Consider the following 19,624-nt stretch of genomic DNA (forward strand, 5'->3'; position numbering starts at 1 on the left):
AGCGTCTAAGCGAGCTGCGCCGGCGCGCGTCGGTTGGCGCGCACGACCAGCACGACGCCGATCAACAACATCGGGATCGACAGAAGCTGTCCCATCGTCGTGCCGGCCGAAAAGAATCCGAGATAGGAATCAGGTTCGCGGAACAGCTCGCCGATGATCCGCGCCATCGCGTAGCCGATCAAAAACACGCCGCCGAGCAAGCCCGGACGATCGCGCCAATCGCCGTGGCGCACCGCCCATTGCATCAACACGAACAGCGCGATGCCTTCGAGACCGGCCTGATAGAGCTGGCTTGGATGACGCGGCACTTGCATTGGGTCGTGGGGGAAAATCATCGCCCACGACACGTCGCTGGGCCGTCCCCACAATTCGCCATTGATGAAATTGGCGATGCGGCCAAAGAACAAACCGACCGGCGCTACGGTCGCGACGATGTCGCCGAGACGCAGCGGATTGAATCCGCGCCGCCAGGAAAATCCCCAGATCGCGATCAACACACCGAGACAGCCGCCGTGAAAGGACATGCCGCCTTTCCAGACCTGCACGATCTGAATCGGATCGGCGAGATAGGTCGACGGTTGATAGAACAGGACCATGCCGAGCCGTCCGCCAAGCACCACGCCCAGCACGGCCCAAACCAGAAAATCATCGAAGTCTTCCGGCGTCGGCCGCGAACCGGGCCGCTGCGCCGCCAGCCTCGCCGCCATGCGCCAGCCGAGCAGAATGCCGGCGAGATAGGCGAGCGCGTACCAGCGGATTGCGATCGGACCGATCTCAAGCGCGACCGGATCGATTGCGGGATAGGGAAGAACCATCGGGCCTCAGCGATAAGGATCAGCAGCGGCGAGAAACGCCTGCACGTACATTGCGATTCCGTCTTCCAGCGACGTCGTTTCGCCGCGCCAGCCAGCCACGCGAAGATCGGTCAAATCTGCTTCGGTGAAGTACTGGTATTTGTCACGGATCGCTTCCGGCATCTCGATGAATTCGATCTTGGAGTCGACGCGTGCGGCGCGCGCAGTCGCGGCGGCCAGATCGGCGAAGCTGCGGGCGTGACCGCTGCCGACATTGAACAACCCGTTGACCTGCTCGTTGTCGAGCAGCCAGCGCACGATCGCGACGCAATCACCGACCCAGACGAAATCGCGGCGCTGGCCGCCGTCGGGAATTCCTTCGCGATAGGATTTGAACAGACGTGCCGGCTCGCCGCGGATCAATTGCGGATAGAGCTTGGCGACGACGCTTTGCATGTCGCCTTTGTGATACTCGTTCGGCCCGTAGACATTGAAGAATTTCAGCCCCGCCCATTGCGGCGGCGTTGCATGGCCGGATGCGACTTCGGCTGCGACCATGCGGTCGAACAGATGTTTCGACCAGCCATACGGATTCAACGGACGATAGGACGACAGCGCATCGAACCCGTCGCGAAATCCCTGCGCGCCGTCGCCATAGGTTGCCGCCGACGACGCATAGATGAAACGCACTTGCTGCTCGGTGCACCAATGCCACAGAGCGCGCGATAGACGCACATTGGTATCGACGATGCGATCGACATCGCGTTCGGTTGTCGACGAGATTGCGCCCATATGCAAAACCGCATCGACAACATCGCCGTTGGCTTCGAGCCAATCGAACAGATCGTCGGGATCGACCAGATCTGCGACGTCACGCTTGGCGATGTTCTTCCATTTGTCGCCGTCGCGGAAACGATCGACCACCACCAACCCGCCGCGCCCCGCCTCTTCCAGGCCGGCGAGTAGGTTCGATCCGATGAAGCCGGCACCGCCGGTGACTACGAGCATGGCGCTGTATAGAGCCCGCCCGCCGGGCTGGGAACGGGAGGCCGTATCCACCCTTGTGGCCCGAGTCGCGGATCAGGTAGGGTGCATTGCCACAACATATTGTGGCGGCAGACAGGGTCAGACCCTATCCGCGGACGAGAGGAGGCCTGCGTGTCGCTGCCGACGATCGAAGTTTCCGCCCAGGCGACGAACCCGCTCGATTTGGTTGAAGAGCTTGTGCTGGCCAATGACTGGCCGTTCCAGCGCTCGGCCGACGACGAGATTCTGATCGAGATCGGCGGTCGCTGGAGCGACTACCGGCTGTTCTTCGTTTGGCAGGAAGAAGTCAGTGCCCTGCAGTTCTGCAACCGGCTCGACATCAAAGTGCCGGTGAAGAAGCGCGCCGACGTCCATGACCTGCTGATCCGCGTCAACGAACGGCTGTGGGTCGGTCATTTCGACGTCAGCGCCGACGACGACACGATCATGTTCCGCCACACCTCGCTGATGCGCGGCGTGGGCGGCGCCAGCCCCGAACAGATCGAAGATCTGGTCGAGCTGGGTCTGGTCGAATGCGAGCGCTACTACCCGGCCTTCCAGCTCGTGATCTGGGGCGGCAAGAGCGCCGACGAGGCGATCCAGGCCGCGATACTCGACCCGCAGGGCGAAGCTTGACCGGCGCGGCCGGCCGGCCGCGCCTTCTTCTGATCGGGTGCGGAAATATGGGCGGCGCCATGCTGGCCGCCTGGAGCGAGCACGCGTTGGCCGAGTCCATCGTGGTGGTCGAGCCGAGCAAGCGCACCGCGCCCCGCTTTCCGGCAGCGACCTTCGTCACCTCTGCCGACGAACTTCCGGCAGATTTCTCGCCGGATATCGTCGTCGTCGCGATCAAGCCGCAACTGTTCGACGACGTCCTGCCCGGCTTTCGCGCGCGCATTGGCGACGCGGCCGTTCTGTCGGTCGCCGCAGGCAAACGCATCGCCGACCATCAACGACTGCTCGGCGATCGCCCGATCATCCGCGTCCTGCCCAACACACCGGTGGCGATCGGACAGGGCGCGATCGGTTGCTTCGCTGATTCGCGCGCCGACGAATCACTGCGCGCGCGCGTCGCGTCGCTGCTTGCGCCGTTGGGATTGGTCGAATGGCTGCCCGACGAAGCACTCGCCGATGCGGTGACCGCACTGTCCGGCAGCGGCCCCGCCTATGTGTTCCTGCTGATCGAAGCGTTGGCGCAAGCAGGTGTCGCGCAGGGCCTGCCCGACGAGCTGGCGATGCGGCTGGCGCGACAGACGATCATCGGCAGCGCCGCGCTGGCAGCCGACAATCCCGACACGCCGGCATCGCAACTGCGCGCCAACGTCACCAGCAAGGGCGGCGTTACAGCAGCGGCGTTGGGCGTGTTGATGGCGGACGGCGGGATCTTCGATCTCTATCGCGACGCCTTCGCCGCCAACGTCGCGCGCGCCAAACAACTCTCAGGCTAGTTCAGCAGCGCGATCCGCACCGTTTCATCGACGCGCGCCGCGACGGTGGCATGCGCGTCGAGGCGCGACGCAGCGATGCCGCGCGAAATCAAATAGGCGCGCACCGCCAACATCCGCGCAAAGGCCAGACGCCGCGCCGCATCGGGATCGTCCCCTGTCGCGAGCGAAACAAGCAGCCGTACGCGGCGAGAGGTTTCCTGTTCGAGCTGTTCGGCCAACCCGTCCAGCGACGTGCGCGCGGCTTCGTCGAGCAGCGCAGTCGCGGGCGCAAATTGCAGCGCCTGCGCGATTGTCGGCCGCGGCAAATCCAACGATAGCAACGCCGCGCGGTCGAAGACCGGAAACGCGATCAGCATCGGGCCGATCGGTTCGCGCAGCGCGATCTGGTTTTTGAGCGACGGAGCCGCAAGGTCCGGCGCAAACGGCAACAACAGTCGCGATGCCTGCAATAGCGGCGCTTCAACGGACTCGATGCGCGGCGTCGCGTGCGGCGCAATCCGCGCCGGACGGACCGGCGCAAAGCGCGCCAGCGCAACCGGCAACGGGCGCGCGCGGACCGGTCGCGGTGGCTCGGTCATCGCAAGAACAAGCACAGCGTGCGCATCCGTCTGCGACGGCGTCAGCAACGCACGCGCCGTATCCGATTGGCGCGGCGGCAGAACCGGCGGCGGAAGATCTTGCAGCAGAGACGGCGGCTCGACGCGCAGCAGCGACGGGAATTGCGTCGCGATGTGCGTACGTCGTTGCTTCACGCCATCCAGCGCGCCGAGATCGATCGTAACTGTCTGCGCCGCCGCGGGTGCGGCCAGCAGCAGAAGCGCCAGGAGCTTCCACATGCCGGCTTGAACTATCAGCCGGATGTCGAAATGTCGATCTTTTCTGGAAAGAAGCCGGCGACGATATTCAGATTCGCCGCCGGCTGGTCGGCTTACTTTTTCGGCTTCACGAAGACGAGCAGGAAGCAGTCGCTTTCGCCGATCGCTTCGTACTTCGCCTTATCGACGTCTTTCAGGACGAAGGTCGGCGGCAAGGTCCAGACGCCTTTCTCATAGTCCTTGGTGTCGCGCGGATTCTTGTACAGCTCGCTCTTCTTGCTGAACTTGAAACCGGCTTTCGTCGCCAGCGCGATCGCATAGTCCTCGCGGACATATCCGTTCTCGGCTTTGGGATCCTGCGGCTTCTTGGTATCGGCGCGGTGATCTTCGAGGATCAGGATACCGCCTGGCTTCAACGCCGAAAACGCAAGCTGCATCGCCTTTTCAGCGTAGCCACCGCCCATCCAATTGTGGAGGTTGCGGCCGTTGAACACGACGTCGGCCGTGCCGGGCGCCACGATCTGTTCGACGTCTTTGTTGAACTCGACGACCTCGGCCTTGTCGTTGAGGTTTTGCAGTTTGCTGGTGAATTTCGCGAGCGCTTCTTTGCCGCGATCACTGGTCGGGTTCTTGCTGCCCACCGCTGCGATGTATTTGCCGGTGCCGACTTCGTAGGGCGCCAGGATCTCGGTCCAATAGCCGCCCGACGGCCACAGTTCGACGACCGTCTGGCCTTGCTTCACACCGGCCCAGCTCAACGCTTCGAGCGGCTTGCGCGCGGCGTCGCGCGCTTTGAACTCGGCCGAGCGCTGCGACCCGTCGACCAGCGCTTTCAACTTTGGATCCGGACCATTGGCAGCCAGCGCAGGTAGCGACGCGAGGGTCGCGACAAGAGCGAGCGAGCGGACGAGCGCGCGCATTAAGAGTACCTCCCAGTTGGACTGATCATTGTTCGACTAGCGAACGTACCAGGTCACAGGGAGCACCAAACGTTGACAAGGGCCCAGCCATACGCCGTATTTGTCCGGACAAATTTTCGCCCGCTGGATTTTCAATGAGGTTCGCGGTGACGGCCCCGGTTCACGTTCGCCGTTCTCTATTGTTCGTCCCCGGATCGCGCCCCGACCGGTTCGAGAAGGCGTTGGCGGCAGGGGCCGACTGCGTCTGCATCGATCTCGAAGACGCGGTTGCGCCCGGCGACAAGGCGACGGCGCGCGCGACCGTGCTCGCCTATTTGCAGCGGGCCCCCAAAGACGCCGATCTTCTGTTGCGGCTGAATTCGTTGCGCAGTCTCGAAGGCATCAAAGATCTGGCTGCGTTCGTCGATGCTGGCGGTCCAGCCCGCACCTTGATGCTGCCCAAGATCGGATCGGCAGAAGAACTCCAGCTTGCCGACGAAATTCTGGGCGCGCTTCCGACGCGCCTGATCCCGCTGATCGAAACTGCCGACGCGCTACTTCGTGCTGAGACGATTGCAGCAGCGCCGCGACTCGATGCGGTGATGTTGGGCGGCGTCGATCTTGCCGCCGATCTGCGCTGCGAATTGGCGTGGGAGCCCTTGCTGTGGGCGCGACAGAAAATGGTCGTCGCAACCGCGCGCGCCGGCGTCGACCTGATCGACGCACCACAAATCGACGTGCAGGACGACGCGACCTTGGACGAAACCTCGCGCCGCGCGCGCGCGTTGGGATTCACCGGCAGGTCGGCGATTCACCCCAAACAACTCGACATCATCAATCGCGCCTTCACGCCGCACGCAGACGAGATCACGCACGCAAAGCGCGTCGTCGAAGCATACGAAGCGGCAAAAGGCGGCGTCGCACTGCTCGATGGCAAGCTGGTCGAACGGCCCGTCGTGCGTGCGATGCAACGCATTCTCGCGACCGCGTCACACAGGTGACGCGACGAACGCGGGGGATCAGGGAGAGAGTATGTCCGGCGAAATGAAACAGGTCGGCGAACGCCGCTGGCGCGAAACCTTCGGTCGCTACTACGAAGATTTCGTCGTCGGTGACGTCTACGAACATCGGCCCGGGCGGACCATCACCGAGACCGACAATACCTGGTTCACCTTGCTGACGATGAACACGCATCCGATGCATTTCGACGCCGAGTACGCCAAACATTCCGAGTTCGGCCAACGTCTCGTCTGCAGCCCGCTGACCGTGTCGCTGATGATCGGCATGTCGGTCACCGACATCAGCCAGAAGGCGATCGCCAATCTCGGTTGGACCGACATCGCGCTGACCGCGCCACTGTTCATCGGCGACACGCTCTATGCCGAAAGCGAAGTGCTGGAAAAGCGCGAATCCAAATCGCGGCCCGGCGCCGGCCTCGTCACGGTGAAGACGATCGGCAAGAAGCAGGACGACACGGTCGTTGCGACCTTCGTTCGCACCGCGCTGATCGCCAAGCGCGGCCATTCGATCGAAGACAAGCCCGAGGCGCGTTACTGATGTCGGGCGAAGGCCACGACGACGCTTTGCTCGACGCAATCGCCAAATGGCTGGCGCGCGACGTCAAGCCGAAGGTGATGAAGTACGAGCACGACGACATCTATCCGGCCGAAATGGTCGAACAGATGAAAGAGCTCGGCCTATTCGGCGCAACCATCAGCGAAGAGTATGGCGGGCTGGGTCTGCGCGCGACGACCTACGTCAAAATTGTGCAGACGATCAGCGAAACTTGGATGGCGCTGAGCGGCATCTTCAACAGCCATCTGATGATGGCGACGATCGTGCAGAAATTCGGCACGCCGGCGCAGAAGCAATATTATCTGCCGAAATTTGCCACCGGCGAATGGCGTGGCGGGTTGGGCCTGACCGAGCCCGATGCCGGCACCGACTTGCAGGGTATCCGCACGCAGGCGATCTGGGACGGCGCGCACTACGTCATCAACGGGCGCAAGACCTGGATCTCGAACGGCAAGTACGGCACGCATGTCGCGCTGCTCGTGAAAACCAATCCGCAGGCCGATCCGCCGCGCGCCGGCATGTCGATCTTTATCGTCGAGAAGCCGGGCGTTGCGGGCGTCGAAAAGAACGGATTCGAAGTCGGACAGAAATTCGACAAGCTCGGCTATCGCGGCATCGATTCGATGGAGCTGATCTTCGACGACTACAAAGCGCCGAAATCGCAGCTCGTCGGCGAAGATTCAGGCGAAGGCCAAGGTTTCTATATGGCGGTTGGCGGCCTTGAGCTGGGCCGCATCAACATCGCAGCGCGTAGCTGCGGCATCGCCAAAGCGGCGCTCGACGAATCCGTACGCTACGCGCAGGAACGCAAGACGTTCGGCAAGCCGATCTATCAACACCAGGCGATCCAACTAAAGCTGGGCGAGATGGCGACGCGCTACGAAGCGGCGCGCCTGCTGACGCGCAGTGCCGCCGAAGCCTATGACCGCGGCGACCGCTGCGACATGGAAGCGGGCATGGCGAAATATTTCGCGTCCGAAGCCGGCGTCGAAAACAGCATGGACGCGATGCGCATCTTCGGCGGGTACAGCTACTCGAAGGAATATCGCGTCGAACAACTGTTCCGCGACGCGCCGCTGATGTGCATCGGTGAAGGCACCAACGAGATGCAGCGCATGATCATCGCCAAGCAGCTCGTCGAGCGGAATAAAATTTAGACGCGTCGCAAGAAGGCGAAGCGCACCGGCCCTGCGGGCGTCCCCAGCGCAAGTTCGACCGCGAGACACGAGCCGTCATCACAAGCGGCAAAATTCTGCGCCGACAAAACCAGCAGCGGGCGCTTTAGGCCCCATTGCACGTCGGCACGTTGTTCGAGATCGGCCTGCCAGGATTCCCAGCCGATCGCCCAGGCCGGTTCGGCCTTGGTGCCGGGCGCTTCCAGCCGCAAACCGTCTTCCCAGCGCAGCAACAGCATCGGACGTGCGGGACGTTCGGCGCGCTGCGCATCGGCCGCGTCGACTGCGGCACGACGAACTCGCCGTACTTCGTCGCCGTCAAACCGCAGCAGGATCGACATGCCTAGTCTTCGATCGGCGGGGCCGCCTCGATCATCGCTTTGTAGATCGGCGTGACGATGTCGCTCGACTTGTTGACGCCATAGACCAGGCTGTCGCGCGCGGCTTTGAGCATCGGCTTGGTCGGGTCCTTGGGAACGACGACGTAGCCGCGACGCTCCAGCACCTTCAGAACGGCTGAAGCCTGTTTCGAGTAGTCTTCAAAGAAGTACGAACGATCCGCGTCGCGGATGGCGTTCGCAATGATGTCGCCAATCGTGCTTGCCATACGGTCGTGAAACTACGCGACGTGGCGGCAGGCTGACTAGCAACCTGAGACAATCTCTAGCCGCTTTTTGAGACGGGCTCGCGCAGCGCGGCTGGAAACGCGCGGCTAGATTCGAGCCCTTTGCATCGCTTTCATTTGCCGGACCGGTGACGCGCTGCCGCGCCCGTCCGCACGCGCATTTTTCCGTGCGGTCATTGCGTTTTCTTGCGGCGTCAACCGGCGTAACAACAATTTTTTGCGCAGGTGCAGCGACTCATATACGTGAAATGGTCGTAATGACGCCACTTGCTAAAATTCATTCAATTGTCGCTATTGCACCCGGCTGGTACAGCGACCCGTCGTTCCTACGCGCCGCGCACGAAGATCCTGCGCTGTGGACTGATTACGCACTCGACGCGGCCCAGCGCGGCGCCAAACTCGACGCCGCGGCGCATACAAGGCGTGTGCTTGCCGCCGTCTTGCCGGGAATCGCTGCGCTATTCGCCGCTGACGCGACCGAGGGCGACTGTCTGAAGCGCGCATTGCTGCTGCAGCGGCTGCTCGAAGAAGCGGGCGTGTGGTGCTGGGTGACGCAAGGCGGCATGACCGCTGAATTTCCAGAAGAGTGGTGCATCGCACCAATCGGGTTTCGCCCCTTAAGCCTGACCGTGCCGCTGGGACATTGTTGGCTGGTGGCGCCGCCTTTCCGCGTCGTCGACCTGTCGTTGAAGCACCAGCCGGATTCGGCCCGTGGCGCGCGCCGCCTGCCCGCCGTGCTTGCGGTCGAACAGGTGGAGCCGTTGCCGCTATCGATTCTGGACGTCGCCGACCGGCAGCTGATCGAACAAGTCGGCGCCGCGGCCGACCTGCCGCCGGCCTTGCGCGAATTCAACCGCGACTTTCCCGCCTGTCGATTCCTGCAAGACCGGGTTCGGTTTCGCTACACGCCGACCGCGATCGCAATCCCGGCGCCGCCGCTGGACGATTGGCAGCAGAAAATCGCCGGCGTTACGCCACGCGAAATTTTTCGGACATTGGTCGCGCCGGCTCTGTGAGCCGGCGACACAGATCAGCCGGTATTGGCGCCGTCGTTGGCGGCACGCGCGCCTGCGATCGGCACAACGACGTCTTTGTTGCCGACGCTCGATTCACGCGACAGGCGCACCAGACGTCCTTCGACCTGCGCACCATGTTCGATCGACACCGACGCGTGGTGAATGTCGCCGATCACTTTTGCAGTCTTGGTGACGAACACGGTTTCGGCTGCAACTTTGCCGGTCGAGGTGCCGCACAAACGAGCACTCTTCGCGACGACGTCGCCGAGTACTTCGGCACCCTTGGCGACCAACAGCGTATCGCAGGCGATGTTGCCTTCGACACGACCGTGCACGCGAACCTCGCCCTTGGCGATCAGATCGCCGCGCACCGACAGGTCGGGCGCGATCACCGATACGGTTGCATCCGGCACCGCGACTGGTTCAGCCGGGAGTGTGACGACCGCGTCCATCTCGTCCTTTTTCCGTCCGAGCATCTGTGCCTCCGTCTTCCGCGTGGCGGCCATGAGGACGCAAGCGGCGACGCTGAGTCAATCGGGCAGGAAATGCCGCGCAGATTCAGCGTGCTGCGCGGTCAGTGATCGTGGTTGTCGGTGGTCGGGTCGAGCAAACGGTGCATGTGCACCACAAAATATCGCATCGACGCGTCGTCGAGCGTGGCACGCGCCCGTGAATCCCAGGCGCGGCGCGCTTCAGCGTAGCTCGGATAAATACCGACAATGTCGAGCTTTGTCGGATCGACGAATTCGGTCTGGCTTCCGGGCTTCAACTCGCCACCGAAAACAAGATGAAGAAGTTGTTGTTGCGGCATTCAAAAAGCCTTTCAGATCGGCGCGGGAACCTGCCGCGCAAAATGATCCGCGATGGCGCGGCGGTTGGTTATCCACACATCCGGCCGCGACCGGACATGCTCGAGGAAACGTCGAAGCGCACCGATGCGGCCAGGACGGCCAATAATTCGTAAATGCAGCCCCAGCGACATCATGCGTGGCCGTGTGGCGCCTTCGCTCCACAGCTCGTCAAACGTGTCGCGGGCGTAGGCGAACCACGCATCCGGCGTCAATGCGGGGGTGAGCCAGAATTTCATGTCATTTGAATCCATCGCATACGGCACGATCACCATCGGGCGCTTGGATCCATCGCCGAGTTCGACCGTGTCCCAAAAAGGCGCGTCGGCGGAATAATCATCCATGTGATAGGCGAAGCCCTCTTCGGCCAGCAGGCGCCGCGTCGCGTCGGTATGGAGATAGCGCGACAACCAGCCCGACGGCCGCGTCCCCGTGGTGCGTTCGATCGATTGCGCGGCGTTGCGGATGAAGTCGCGCTCTTGCGCTTCGTCCATGCCGAATTGATGCACCCAGCGATGACCATGGCAGCAGACTTCGTCGCCGCGCGCGACGATCGCACGCGCCAGATCGGGCGCGCGCTCCAGCGCCACCGCCGCAGCCGTCCAGGTCGCACGCACGCCATGTTGGTCGAGCAGACGAAGAACGCGCGGCGCACCTTCGGTGATGCCGTAGCGATAGTTCGATTCGTTGCCGTGCATGCGCACGGGCTTCTTCAAGACGACGCCAAGCTCGTCGACCGGTTCCGGCGCACGGTCGCCGTCCTGCAACGACATCTGCGCGCCTTCTTCGACATTGACCACGATCGACAGCGCCAGGCGTGCGCCGTCGGGCCAGCGATAGGTCAACGCACGTTTCCTGACGCGTTGCGCATCATTTCATAGACGGCACCCAGAAAACGATCTTCGCGCTTCACGTCGTCCGGCTCTTTCATGCGCGGACGGAGCGCCTGGTTCGGTTCGCCGACATAGGTACGGCCGTCCCATTGCGCGGCTAGAAAATCGATCGGGTCTTTGGGTGTCGCGCGGCCGAAATCGCAGCGCACGTTGCGGCGCGCGTCGCCGACTTTCATCGTCGCGACGACCGAGATGACGTCTTTGAAGCGCGGGTTGTTGACGATGCCGTGCGTCGTCGCCTGCGCCTTGCCGGTGACATAGTCGACCTGGCGCGGATTGTCGGACGAATATTTTGCGCCCTGGATACAGGCCGCAAGCAGAACGTCTTCCAGCTTGGCGGGGCCGTTACTTTGCGGCCGCGGCTGCCCCTGCGCGAATGACGTCGTCGGCACCATCGCCAGCAGCGCCGCCGCCAGCACGTAAGATTCAATCCGCATGTTCAATGCACCTCCTCACCGCCTGAGACGTTCATCGCCTCACCGGTGATGTACGACGCCTGGTCGGAACAAAGAAAGGCACAGGCGTTGGCCGTGTCTTCGACCAGCCCGGGCCGGCCCAGCGGAATCCGGGCACGCATCGCCGCCAGATACTCGTCAATCGTCTGGCCGCGTGCCTTGGACATGAAGTCATTCTGCCAGGCACCCAGCCCGGTCGTAACGTGATTGGGGCAGATTGCGTTGACCGTGATCTTGTGCGCACCGAATTCCTGCGCTGCAGCGCGCGTCAGACCAACCAGCCCGTGTTTCGACGCGCTGTAGGCGGCGGCAAAGGCAAAGCCCGATTTTGCCGCCTGGCTTGCAATTGAAACGATGCGTCCGCCCTGCCCCTGGCTGATCATTTGTTTTGCTGCGTGTTTCATCCCGAAAAAACAGCCGCGCAAATTGACGTCGAGCACCGCGTCCCAATGCGCCTGCGTCGTCTCGGTCAGCGGCCCGAACAGATAGCCGATGCCGGCATTGTTGACGAAAATATCGAGGCGGCCGTAGGTGGCGACGGCATGCGCGACCAGGTTCGCCACGTCCTGTTCGATCATCATGTCGCCCTGGAAAGACGTGCATTCACCGCCCGCCGCGCGAATGTCCGCAGCAACCTGACGAAGCTCGTCTTCTTTGCCGATGCCGTGCGCCGGCGCGGTGTCGCCTGCGACTTTGCCGAGATCGTGCAACACGACGCGACAACCTTCGGCGGCGAGACGCTTTGCCATCGCCTCGCCAAGCCCCTTGGGCCGGCCGGCACCGGTGATGACCGCAACCTTACCGGCAAGTTCGGGATAGGTCGGCATGCAGCCTCAACCGAGTTTGTCGCAGAGAATGAACAGCGGATCGTCGGCATACGAACGAAATTCGCCTGCCACACGCTGCATCGTCGCGCTGGCCACGTCTTCGCCGAACTTGGTCATGTCGTCGACCTGGATCAGCTCGACATATTGGTAGGGCGGCGCCTTCTCGCTGCCGAACAGGCTCAGCGAGCGATAGACGTCAAAGCCGCCGATCGACGGAAGGCCGCGCACGATCGGCAGGTCGGTCGCCTGCGCCCAGGCTTCGTACGCGGATTTCTCGACGCCTTGCTTCAGATTGAAGAGAACGACGACGTGCGGCATGCGCCCACCTCTTGGCTTAGGATCGTACGGCCTGGTCCGTTCGGACCGTGGTGCTTTGTCCCGGCGTTATAGAAGTCCGGACAAATGGGGGGCAATCTGCCGGCTGCAGGGTGCACTGCTGGATGGAGGCGACCATGGCGACCACGACAAAACAGGCGGGCCCACCGCCTTGGACCGATGTCGGCCGGCACGCCGTGTTTCCCGAGGGGAAGCACGATGAAATTGCGCGCTTCAATTTTCTCGCTTCGCTGAACCAGCACATCGCGACGAAGATTTTTCCCGGCAATCGCCTTGCCTACGAAGCGCGCGTCAAACCCGCTTTCGAAAAAGAAGCCGGCCGCGCGCCGAAAGACCGGCACGAAGTCCGGCGCGCAATGTCGAAAGACGAATATTACCGCTTCTGGTCGTCGCTACGGCGCACCTATATGGAGATGCGACAGGAAAACGGGCGCGCCATGGTGCTGCGCCAATTGCCCGAGCTGATCGACAAGGCAAAACGCATCAATGACGGCGCGCCGACCTTGCAACTGGATCCGTCGGTCGAAGTCCCGCGCTATCTGAGCCAAGTCGATACGCATTGCATGCCGGGCAGCTACTACACCGAAGTTGCACCCGACGATGTCAGCGCCGCCGCCAACTACGACAGCGGCATTTTTGCGACCACCGGCGGCTTGCTTGGCCGGTTCAACGACGGCGGCGGCCGCGCCATGCTGGCCTGGCTGCAGCGTACCTATCCCGACTTCAAACCGACGCGGATTCTCGATATCGGCGCCGGGCTTGGCCACAACACGGTGCCGTTCGCAAAAGCCTTTCCCGATGCGCGCATCGTGGCGCTGGACGTGGCTGCGCCGATGCTGCGCTACGGCCATGCGCGCGCGCAGTCGATGGGCGTCAAGAACATCGAATTCGTGCAGATGAACGCCGAGAAGATGCGCTTCGCCGATGGCGAATTCGACTTCGTCGTCACTGCACAATTCTGGCACGAGACCTCGTCCAAGGCGCTGCCGGTGCTGATGCGCGAAATCTATCGCGTGCTGGCCAAGGGCGGCATGACCGTGTCGCTGGAACAGCCGCCCTATCACAACATGACGCCGTACGACGCGTTCATCCGCGACTGGGATTGCCACTACAACAACGAGCCGTTCTGGACCACGGTGCACGACACGCAGATGCTCGAGCTGATGGTGCGTGCCGGCTTCGGCAAAGACGATTGTTTCGAAGCCGAATTTCCAGCCGTGCTGGAAACCGACTTCCTGGCTGGCGAAACCAAGATGGACAAGGGCAAAGACTTCGGTCGCGGCGGCATGTGGTACGGCTTCGGCGCGTGGAAGAAATGAGCAACAGCTTCGATCCGAAACTGCTCGATCCGCGCCTGAAAGCAAAAGGGCGCCGCCCGTATTTCTTCGACGATCCCGCGATCGACAAGCTGCTGACCATCACGATGGCCCTGGCTGGCGAGTTGGCGGTTGCGCGCGAACGGCTCGACACGGTCGAGCGGATCCTGGCGCAAAAGAACATTCTGACGTCGGCCGAAATCGACGCCTACCGACCCGACGATGCGGCGAAAGAAGAACGCGCTGCCTGGCGCGCCGACTATATCGCGCGCGTACTGCGCATTCTGCAGACCGAATATGAAGCGCTGGATCAACGCAGCGCCGACACCGATTACGACGACGTCGTGCGCGATCTGGCGTCTGATTAGTTCTTACCGCCGCCGACCAAAGTGGCGGAGGTTTTTCCCGCCACGTTCCAGCGTTCGCGCACTGCACGGAATTCGGGGTCCAGCCACAAGGCCGCGAGCGACGCGCGCGACGGGAATGCGATCACGCGCATCGCACCCTTCGGTACCGTGCCTTCCAGCACGTCAATATCGCCGTCGCCGAGCTGCGCCACGGTGACGCCGCCATAATGTTTGATCGCGTCGGTCTCGGCCGCGTCCTGCGCCGGCAATTCACCGCGCAACAGCAAGAACGCGGGCGTCGTACCCGGCAGTTTGGCCGCACTTCCTTCGAACGAAACCAGCCAGTAGGTGCCGGTATTCACGCGCAGCGGAATCAGCTGTTGGTAGGCGTCGCTTTTGTACCAGTCACGCACACCACGCGCGCCCGGGAAACGAACCAGCACGATCGTTTCGGCAGGTGCCGCGCCGATCAACGGCTCGACCTGATTGCCGCGCGCGAACGCAAACCGTTCGGCGTTGCGCTGCGTATATTGCTGACCGACGCGGTCGAGATAGGTGGTCAGTGACGGCGTCGTGCGCTGGCCGTCGACACCAACCAGCAACCAGCTTGCCCGCGGCGCATCCGGCGCGCGCGAGGACGATGCGCAACCGGCAACCAGCAGCACGGCCAACAGCGAAAGCAGCGAACGCATCATCCCCTCACGAATCACACCTGGACGAGGTGTAGATACACGGGAAGACCGCGTTGCTACAGCAGCCTAGCGCGTGCGCAGCATCGACCCCGCGACCGGCGCCTGCGTGACCGCCGCGTCGGGTGGCGGTGCAGCGGGCGCGGCTTTTGTCGCCGGGCGCGGTGCCGGCTCGTCGCCCTCATAGTCCGTGGCGCGCGGCGTGCCGACGCCCGGGCGCAGAACCTGGCGCGCCTCGCCATGCACTGCGACCAGCACGACCGATCGCTCGTCGATGGATTCGACGCGCCAACGGTCGTTCAACACCTCGCCCTTGCGCACCACGCGCGATCCTTCGCCGGGCAACGTCAGGCGCGCGGCCCAATCACCGTCACGACCGAAGACGGCCTGCACAGCGAGCCCGCGCGGACGGACGCCGTCACGATCTGCCATCCGGTCGAGCAGCGCTTCGACGCCAGCTGGTTCACCGCCCGTGTCGTAGCCCAGCTTCGATGTTTCGGACTGTGCCTGCGCCAATTCGCGTTTCAGGCGCGCCAGCACCAGCTGCATCTGCACCGCGCCGATTTGATCGATCAAGGTTGCACGCGCCGGGTCGGTGCCGACCGGCGGCGGATCATTTGCGACCGGTGCCGGTTGCGGCGCCGTCTGCAAATTCGGCTGCAGCAACTGCTGCGGCGGCACGAATCCAGTTGGCGTTGTTGTTGCGGCCGGCGGCGCGACAACTTGCGGCGCAGGCGCAGGCGCGGCCGGTTGCGGTTGCGGGCGCGCAATCACGGGCGGCGGCGCGTCGCCGCCGCCAAGCCCGACCCAACGCGCAAGCGGCAGGTCGCGCGCCAGCCACAGCGTCGCCAACACGCACACACCCGCGATGACCGCTTTGGCGATGGGAAATTTGGCGCGCGGTGTGTCGAACGCTTCGGCTGCTTCGTCCTCGTGCAGGATGGCCATCGAACGCCTCTCTAGCGTCTAAAATAGACGAGCGCGGTTGCGCTCCAGGCTGGGATTGCGCCGGCCCCGGCACCGGCATTGCGCAAGGTCGCGTCGCGCAACGTCGCCGCCGGCACGCGCGCGATTGCAGCGGCGATTTCGTCGAGCGGCAGCTGCACGTTGCTGAGCGCGACCTGCAGCGACGGCGCGCCGGGCAGACGGCGTGTGATCGGACCGGTACCGGTGTCGCGTACCGCCGGCGGTTCGGCCGACGGCAGATCGGTTGCCGTCGCCGTTAGACGTGCCGCGTCAAGCGGATCGAGCAGCGACGCGGTCACGCGATCGCGCGTCGCCGGCTGCTCGGCCGTGCGCGCAACCAGTCCGCGCATCGGCACGTCGAGCGTCAGCAGATCGGCGCGCGACGCACGAAAAACGGCGCGACCCGGCGGACGTGTCGCCCACCAGGCTTTTGCCAACGCCAGACTTCCGTCTTGCCGCGCGTAACTCGCCGAAGCACGTGTGCCGTCACAATTCGCTTCGACCCAACGCCAGCCTGGCACCGCGATCACTGCGTCGCGCATCGCGTCGATACAGCTTGCAGCCCAACGCGAAGCACTTGCTTCGCGATTCCACGGCTCGTCGGGCGGCAGGACGATTTCGGGACGTTTGATCGCTGGCGCGTCGCGCGCGGCGCGGCGTGCCTGTTCGTCGGCGGCGCGCAGCAATTCACGGCGATACTGCAAGCCGCCGCCCAGCACCGCGACGGTCGCAACCGCGGCTGCGGCGCGAATCCAGACGCGTCGCTCGAAGTGCGGCAACAGCCGCGTTGGCGCCAGGCGCAGGCGCGGTCCGCGCGCGAGCTGCGTTGCCAGATCGAGCGGTGAGCCGCCGACCTGCCAATCGCGCGGCGCGTACCAGCGCGGCGAACCGTCCGTGATGAGATGGCGAAACTGGTCGCGTATGTCGGCTTCGCTGCCGATCACGTCGGTGCGCGGATCGATGCCTTCCTGCCGTACCGCAACCAGCCAGAACAGTGGCAGGCCGGTGCGCCGGTCGATCTTGCCCGGCAGTTCGAAGGCACCGACCCAATGCCCTGGCATTGACCGCGCCAGCGACGCGGCGGCGGACGGCATGCCCGAACGATGCCCTTGCCGGCGCGTGCCCAGCCCAAAACACGGCGTCAATGTCTGCGGTACGCAATACAGCTCGGTGTCGATCGCTTCGCGCGCATCCTGCAGCGCGCGCTTGCGCAGATTTACGCCCGGCGTGGTGACGACCTGCCACGCCAGGCCCAGCGCCCAACTGCGGCCGTCGATTGTGAGCACATAGGGCCCGTCTTCGCGCTGCTTCGGCACGCCCGCCTCAGTGGACGTCGCTGGCGCCCGCGTTCATGCCGACTCCCGGCACGACGGTCGGCGTCATCACGATCACCGACAGCTCGCGGCGCTGCGCGCCATTCTGGCCGCCGCCCAGCACCACTGTCTGCGGCGTGCCGACGCCTTGTTCGGTCAGGGACGACTGTGCTTGACGGAAACTGGCCAGGACGAGCGTATCGCCCGATCGCATCCGCACTTGCTGCTGGAACGCACGCTGCGAAATTTCCGGCGCTTCGATTGAAACCTGACTGGACGTGATCGTGCGCAGCCGGATCAAATCGGTCTGGGTCAGGCCATAGCGCAGGATCAACTGCCCGTTGGCGAGAATGCGCGGCAGCAAGGTAATGACGAAGCCGACCGTCACAGTGCCGGGCGTCAGTGCGATCGAACTGCCGACCTGCGCCACCTGGTTGGTCGTCACCTGCTTCAAATAAGAAATCGACTGGGTCGCGTTGACCGGTGTCGGCACGTTGTTCAGCGCCGTCACATCGTTCGACGTCACCAACGACACCGCGCCATATTCGCTGAGCGCGTCGAGCACCAGCTTGCTGCCCGCGATCCGGCCTAGCGTGCCGTTGGTTGCGGTGTTCAACACTGCGCCCGAAATCGATCCCAAGGTTGACGGATCACCCGCGAGCGGCACGCCATTGACGTTGAACGTATAGAGTTTCTTGCCGAGATCGCTGAGCACGAGCGACGGGTTGAAGCCCCATTGGTCGGAATTGTTCACCGAGATCGAATAGACGGCGTAGTTGATCACGACTTGCCGCCCGTGGCGGCGATTCTCGTTGCGGATCAGCTCGTCGACTTGTTCCAGCAGATGCGGCGTGGTGCGCACGGTGACGCGCCCAGTCGCTTCCGACATCGACACCGCACCGGCGGTTCCGATCAGCGATTCAATGGCTGCTTTGAGATCCGCCCATGGTTTGAGCTCGCCCGCATACGACGTCGCGACCGACACGGAACCGGCGACCGAGCCCGACTCGCCGCCCGACGCGTTGCCACTTGATCCGCTACTGCTGCTGCCGCTGCTGGGGCCGCTGCCACCGGACGTGACGGTTGCGTGCACGTCGCTGCCGCCGGCCAGCGCATACAAGGTCCAGCTGCGCGTGACCCAACGTTGGAAGCGCACCGCGCCGCCGCGCACTTCCCATTCGGAGTCAGTCGACTTGGCGATCTTGTCGAGCAATGCGGTCGCGCTGCCGCGATGATTGATCCGCACGCGGCCACGTCCGAATCCGTCTTCGGCACGGACCGGCAGATCCAACGTCGACGAAACCGATTCCGTCAGCTCGCCCATCGTTAGGCCGCCTTCGCCGGTGTCGAACAACACCGCGGTCGAGCGCAGCAGCGCGGGCGGCAACGATTCACCGTGGCGGTCGCGCAGCACCTCGTCGCCCGCAAACACGTCGTCGACGATTTCGACCGTGTCCATCTTGCGCCCTTCGGCCGGGCGTTTGATCGCCTGGGCCAGCCGTTCGGCCTCGGCGTTGGACGTATCGATGGCGCCACGGCTGCGCCCGATCGCTTCGCACCCGGTGAGAAGCTGCGATACGGCGACAAGCGCAACGATCCAGCCGTGCGTCTTCATTCGCCCATCTCGTCGCCGGGCGTGACCACGCGCAGCTCATGATTGCGCGTATAGAAACGCGCGATGGGCGGTGGGTTGAGCGCGCGAAAGCTGCGGATCAAATCGCCGGCGGCTTGCACGAAATCACCGTCGAACGTCGCGCGGCCCTTGATCGGATAGGCGCGGTCACTCGCCCAGCGCACGGTCCAGCCCGACGCAGCAGCCCAACGTTCCAATGTTTCGCGCAAGGTCGTACCCGGCACCATGTCGAATCGCGGCAGCGCCGCGCGCAACGACGCGGGTTCGGGTGTTGCGACCAATGTCTCGGCCGCCGGATAGGCGGGATAGAAGGCCGCGACATGCCGCTCGGGAAAGCGCGCATCGGCGTCATCTGCACGCCCGCCGCGCCCTGTCCGCTCCGCGTCGGTGACCTGCATCGTCGGTTCGGTGTCGATCGGCGCGCGCGCGCATCCGGCCAGCGACAGCAACAACGTCGCGAGTACGACGAGACGACCTCCGGCGCGGCCTGATCCTTTCATGGCTTCGACCTCTAACGCAGGGTCGCGGCTCAGGCAATATGTTTATTTCTGGCAAATAGCGTTATTACGCATTCTTCTATATCACATATTGACGGAGAAAAGCGCGTTTGCCGCGGCCGGCCGCGATG

25 protein-coding genes are annotated in these 19,624 nt (G+C 63.7%); 8 read left to right on the forward strand and 17 right to left on the reverse strand.

Annotation, left to right across the window (positions count from 1 at the left end; genetic code table 11):
* Positions 1–5 precede the first annotated feature (5 nt).
* Complete coding sequence (gene lgt, locus TMPK1_RS13380; RefSeq protein ID WP_420243517.1) at positions 6–815, reverse strand: prolipoprotein diacylglyceryl transferase; 810 nt, start codon at positions 813–815, stop codon at positions 6–8.
* Positions 816–821: 6 nt separating this feature from the next.
* Complete coding sequence (gene rfaD, locus TMPK1_RS13385) at positions 822–1,802, reverse strand: ADP-glyceromanno-heptose 6-epimerase (RefSeq protein ID WP_420243518.1); 981 nt, start codon at positions 1,800–1,802, stop codon at positions 822–824.
* A gap of 150 nt (positions 1,803–1,952) precedes the next feature.
* Here rfaD and TMPK1_RS13390 point away from each other — a divergent pair, with 150 nt between their 5' ends.
* Together TMPK1_RS13390 and proC are read left to right on the forward strand one after the other, a co-directional pair.
* Complete coding sequence (locus tag TMPK1_RS13390; protein WP_420243519.1) at positions 1,953–2,456, forward strand: type III secretion system chaperone family protein; 504 nt, start codon at positions 1,953–1,955, stop codon at positions 2,454–2,456.
* Entirely contained in the window at positions 2,453–3,268 is an 816-nt protein-coding gene (gene proC, locus TMPK1_RS13395) for a pyrroline-5-carboxylate reductase (protein WP_420243520.1), read from the forward strand. Before TMPK1_RS13390 ends, proC begins: the two co-directional genes overlap by 4 nt.
* On the opposite strand, the gene TMPK1_RS13400 is transcribed toward proC, so the two are convergent.
* Positions 3,265–4,104, reverse strand: a complete 840-nt coding sequence (locus TMPK1_RS13400) for an OmpA family protein (RefSeq protein ID WP_420243521.1) — start codon at positions 4,102–4,104, stop codon at positions 3,265–3,267. The two genes, proC and TMPK1_RS13400, sit on opposite strands and share 4 nt — an antisense overlap.
* A gap of 92 nt (positions 4,105–4,196) precedes the next feature.
* The gene (locus TMPK1_RS13405; RefSeq protein ID WP_420243522.1) at positions 4,197–5,003 is read right to left on the reverse strand and encodes a class I SAM-dependent methyltransferase; all 807 of its coding nucleotides are present in this window, start codon (positions 5,001–5,003) and stop codon (positions 4,197–4,199) included.
* Between the two features lie 146 nt (positions 5,004–5,149).
* Here TMPK1_RS13405 and TMPK1_RS13410 point away from each other — a divergent pair, with 146 nt between their 5' ends.
* Genes TMPK1_RS13410 through TMPK1_RS13420 form a run of 3 tightly spaced genes read left to right on the forward strand, consistent with a single transcriptional unit; the run spans position 5,150 to position 7,714 of the window.
* Positions 5,150–5,983: an HpcH/HpaI aldolase/citrate lyase family protein gene (locus TMPK1_RS13410; protein WP_420243523.1), complete on the forward strand. Its 834-nt coding sequence runs from the start codon at positions 5,150–5,152 to the stop codon at positions 5,981–5,983.
* A gap of 31 nt (positions 5,984–6,014) precedes the next feature.
* Positions 6,015–6,539, forward strand: a complete 525-nt coding sequence (locus TMPK1_RS13415; protein ID WP_420243524.1) for a MaoC family dehydratase — start codon at positions 6,015–6,017, stop codon at positions 6,537–6,539.
* Positions 6,539–7,714 carry an acyl-CoA dehydrogenase family protein gene (locus TMPK1_RS13420; protein ID WP_420243525.1) on the forward strand — a complete coding sequence of 392 codons (1,176 nt, stop codon included), beginning with the start codon at positions 6,539–6,541 and terminating at the stop codon, positions 7,712–7,714. Before TMPK1_RS13415 ends, TMPK1_RS13420 begins: the two co-directional genes overlap by 1 nt.
* On the opposite strand, the gene TMPK1_RS13425 is transcribed toward TMPK1_RS13420, so the two are convergent.
* Positions 7,711–8,073: a hypothetical protein gene (locus tag TMPK1_RS13425; protein ID WP_420243526.1), complete on the reverse strand. Its 363-nt coding sequence runs from the start codon at positions 8,071–8,073 to the stop codon at positions 7,711–7,713. The two genes, TMPK1_RS13420 and TMPK1_RS13425, sit on opposite strands and share 4 nt — an antisense overlap.
* Before the next feature lie 2 nt (positions 8,074–8,075).
* The gene (locus tag TMPK1_RS13430; RefSeq protein ID WP_420243527.1) at positions 8,076–8,339 is read right to left on the reverse strand and encodes a hypothetical protein; all 264 of its coding nucleotides are present in this window, start codon (positions 8,337–8,339) and stop codon (positions 8,076–8,078) included.
* Between the two features lie 275 nt (positions 8,340–8,614).
* On the opposite strand from TMPK1_RS13430, the gene TMPK1_RS13435 reads away from it, so the two are divergent.
* Positions 8,615–9,373, forward strand: coding sequence for a hypothetical protein (locus tag TMPK1_RS13435; protein ID WP_420243528.1), 759 nt, complete (start codon positions 8,615–8,617; stop codon positions 9,371–9,373).
* 14 nt (positions 9,374–9,387) lie between these two features.
* On the opposite strand, the gene TMPK1_RS13440 is transcribed toward TMPK1_RS13435, so the two are convergent.
* From TMPK1_RS13440 to TMPK1_RS13465, 6 genes are all read right to left on the reverse strand, one after another.
* Positions 9,388–9,849 carry a bactofilin family protein gene (locus TMPK1_RS13440; RefSeq protein WP_420243529.1) on the reverse strand — a complete coding sequence of 154 codons (462 nt, stop codon included), beginning with the start codon at positions 9,847–9,849 and terminating at the stop codon, positions 9,388–9,390.
* Between the two features lie 98 nt (positions 9,850–9,947).
* The gene (locus TMPK1_RS13445) at positions 9,948–10,184 is read right to left on the reverse strand and encodes a DUF4170 domain-containing protein (protein WP_420243530.1); all 237 of its coding nucleotides are present in this window, start codon (positions 10,182–10,184) and stop codon (positions 9,948–9,950) included.
* A 12-nt stretch (positions 10,185–10,196) separates the two neighbouring features.
* Positions 10,197–11,066, reverse strand: a complete 870-nt coding sequence (locus tag TMPK1_RS13450; RefSeq protein WP_420243531.1) for a polysaccharide deacetylase family protein — start codon at positions 11,064–11,066, stop codon at positions 10,197–10,199.
* On the reverse strand, positions 11,063–11,551 hold the full coding sequence (locus tag TMPK1_RS13455; RefSeq protein ID WP_420243532.1) for a hypothetical protein: 489 nt from the start codon (positions 11,549–11,551) through the stop codon (positions 11,063–11,065). Before TMPK1_RS13455 ends, TMPK1_RS13450 begins: the two co-directional genes overlap by 4 nt.
* A 2-nt stretch (positions 11,552–11,553) precedes the next feature.
* A complete protein-coding gene (locus TMPK1_RS13460) occupies positions 11,554–12,396 on the reverse strand; it encodes an SDR family NAD(P)-dependent oxidoreductase (protein ID WP_420243533.1) in 843 nt (280 codons plus the stop codon).
* 6 nt (positions 12,397–12,402) lie between these two features.
* On the reverse strand, positions 12,403–12,714 hold the full coding sequence (locus TMPK1_RS13465; protein WP_420243534.1) for a hypothetical protein: 312 nt from the start codon (positions 12,712–12,714) through the stop codon (positions 12,403–12,405).
* Between the two features lie 134 nt (positions 12,715–12,848).
* Here TMPK1_RS13465 and TMPK1_RS13470 point away from each other — a divergent pair, with 134 nt between their 5' ends.
* A complete protein-coding gene (locus TMPK1_RS13470) occupies positions 12,849–14,051 on the forward strand; it encodes a class I SAM-dependent methyltransferase (RefSeq protein WP_420243535.1) in 1,203 nt (400 codons plus the stop codon).
* Positions 14,048–14,416, forward strand: a complete 369-nt coding sequence (locus TMPK1_RS13475) for a hypothetical protein (RefSeq protein WP_420243536.1) — start codon at positions 14,048–14,050, stop codon at positions 14,414–14,416. Before TMPK1_RS13470 ends, TMPK1_RS13475 begins: the two co-directional genes overlap by 4 nt.
* Here TMPK1_RS13475 and TMPK1_RS13480 read toward each other — a convergent pair.
* From TMPK1_RS13480 to TMPK1_RS13500, 5 genes are all read right to left on the reverse strand, one after another.
* Positions 14,413–15,087 (reverse strand): DUF1330 domain-containing protein, encoded by a 675-nt coding sequence (locus tag TMPK1_RS13480; RefSeq protein ID WP_420243537.1) that lies wholly within the window; start codon positions 15,085–15,087, stop codon positions 14,413–14,415. The genes TMPK1_RS13475 and TMPK1_RS13480 overlap by 4 nt on opposite strands.
* A gap of 66 nt (positions 15,088–15,153) precedes the next feature.
* Entirely contained in the window at positions 15,154–16,032 is an 879-nt protein-coding gene (pilP, locus tag TMPK1_RS13485; protein ID WP_420243538.1) for a type IV pilus biogenesis protein PilP, read from the reverse strand.
* Between the two features lie 11 nt (positions 16,033–16,043).
* Positions 16,044–17,366, reverse strand: coding sequence for a type 4b pilus protein PilO2 (pilO2, locus tag TMPK1_RS13490; protein WP_420243539.1), 1,323 nt, complete (start codon positions 17,364–17,366; stop codon positions 16,044–16,046).
* A 7-nt stretch (positions 17,367–17,373) separates the two neighbouring features.
* Positions 17,374–18,978, reverse strand: a complete 1,605-nt coding sequence (locus tag TMPK1_RS13495; RefSeq protein WP_420243540.1) for a secretin N-terminal domain-containing protein — start codon at positions 18,976–18,978, stop codon at positions 17,374–17,376.
* On the reverse strand, positions 18,975–19,496 hold the full coding sequence (locus TMPK1_RS13500; RefSeq protein ID WP_420243541.1) for a toxin co-regulated pilus biosynthesis Q family protein: 522 nt from the start codon (positions 19,494–19,496) through the stop codon (positions 18,975–18,977). Before TMPK1_RS13500 ends, TMPK1_RS13495 begins: the two co-directional genes overlap by 4 nt.
* Between the last annotated feature and the right edge of the window lie 128 nt (positions 19,497–19,624).

Origin of the sequence: Roseiterribacter gracilis (genome assembly GCA_018332375.1) — a bacterium.
In the GTDB taxonomy this organism is placed as follows: domain Bacteria; phylum Pseudomonadota; class Alphaproteobacteria; order BOG-932; family Roseiterribacteraceae; genus Roseiterribacter; species Roseiterribacter gracilis.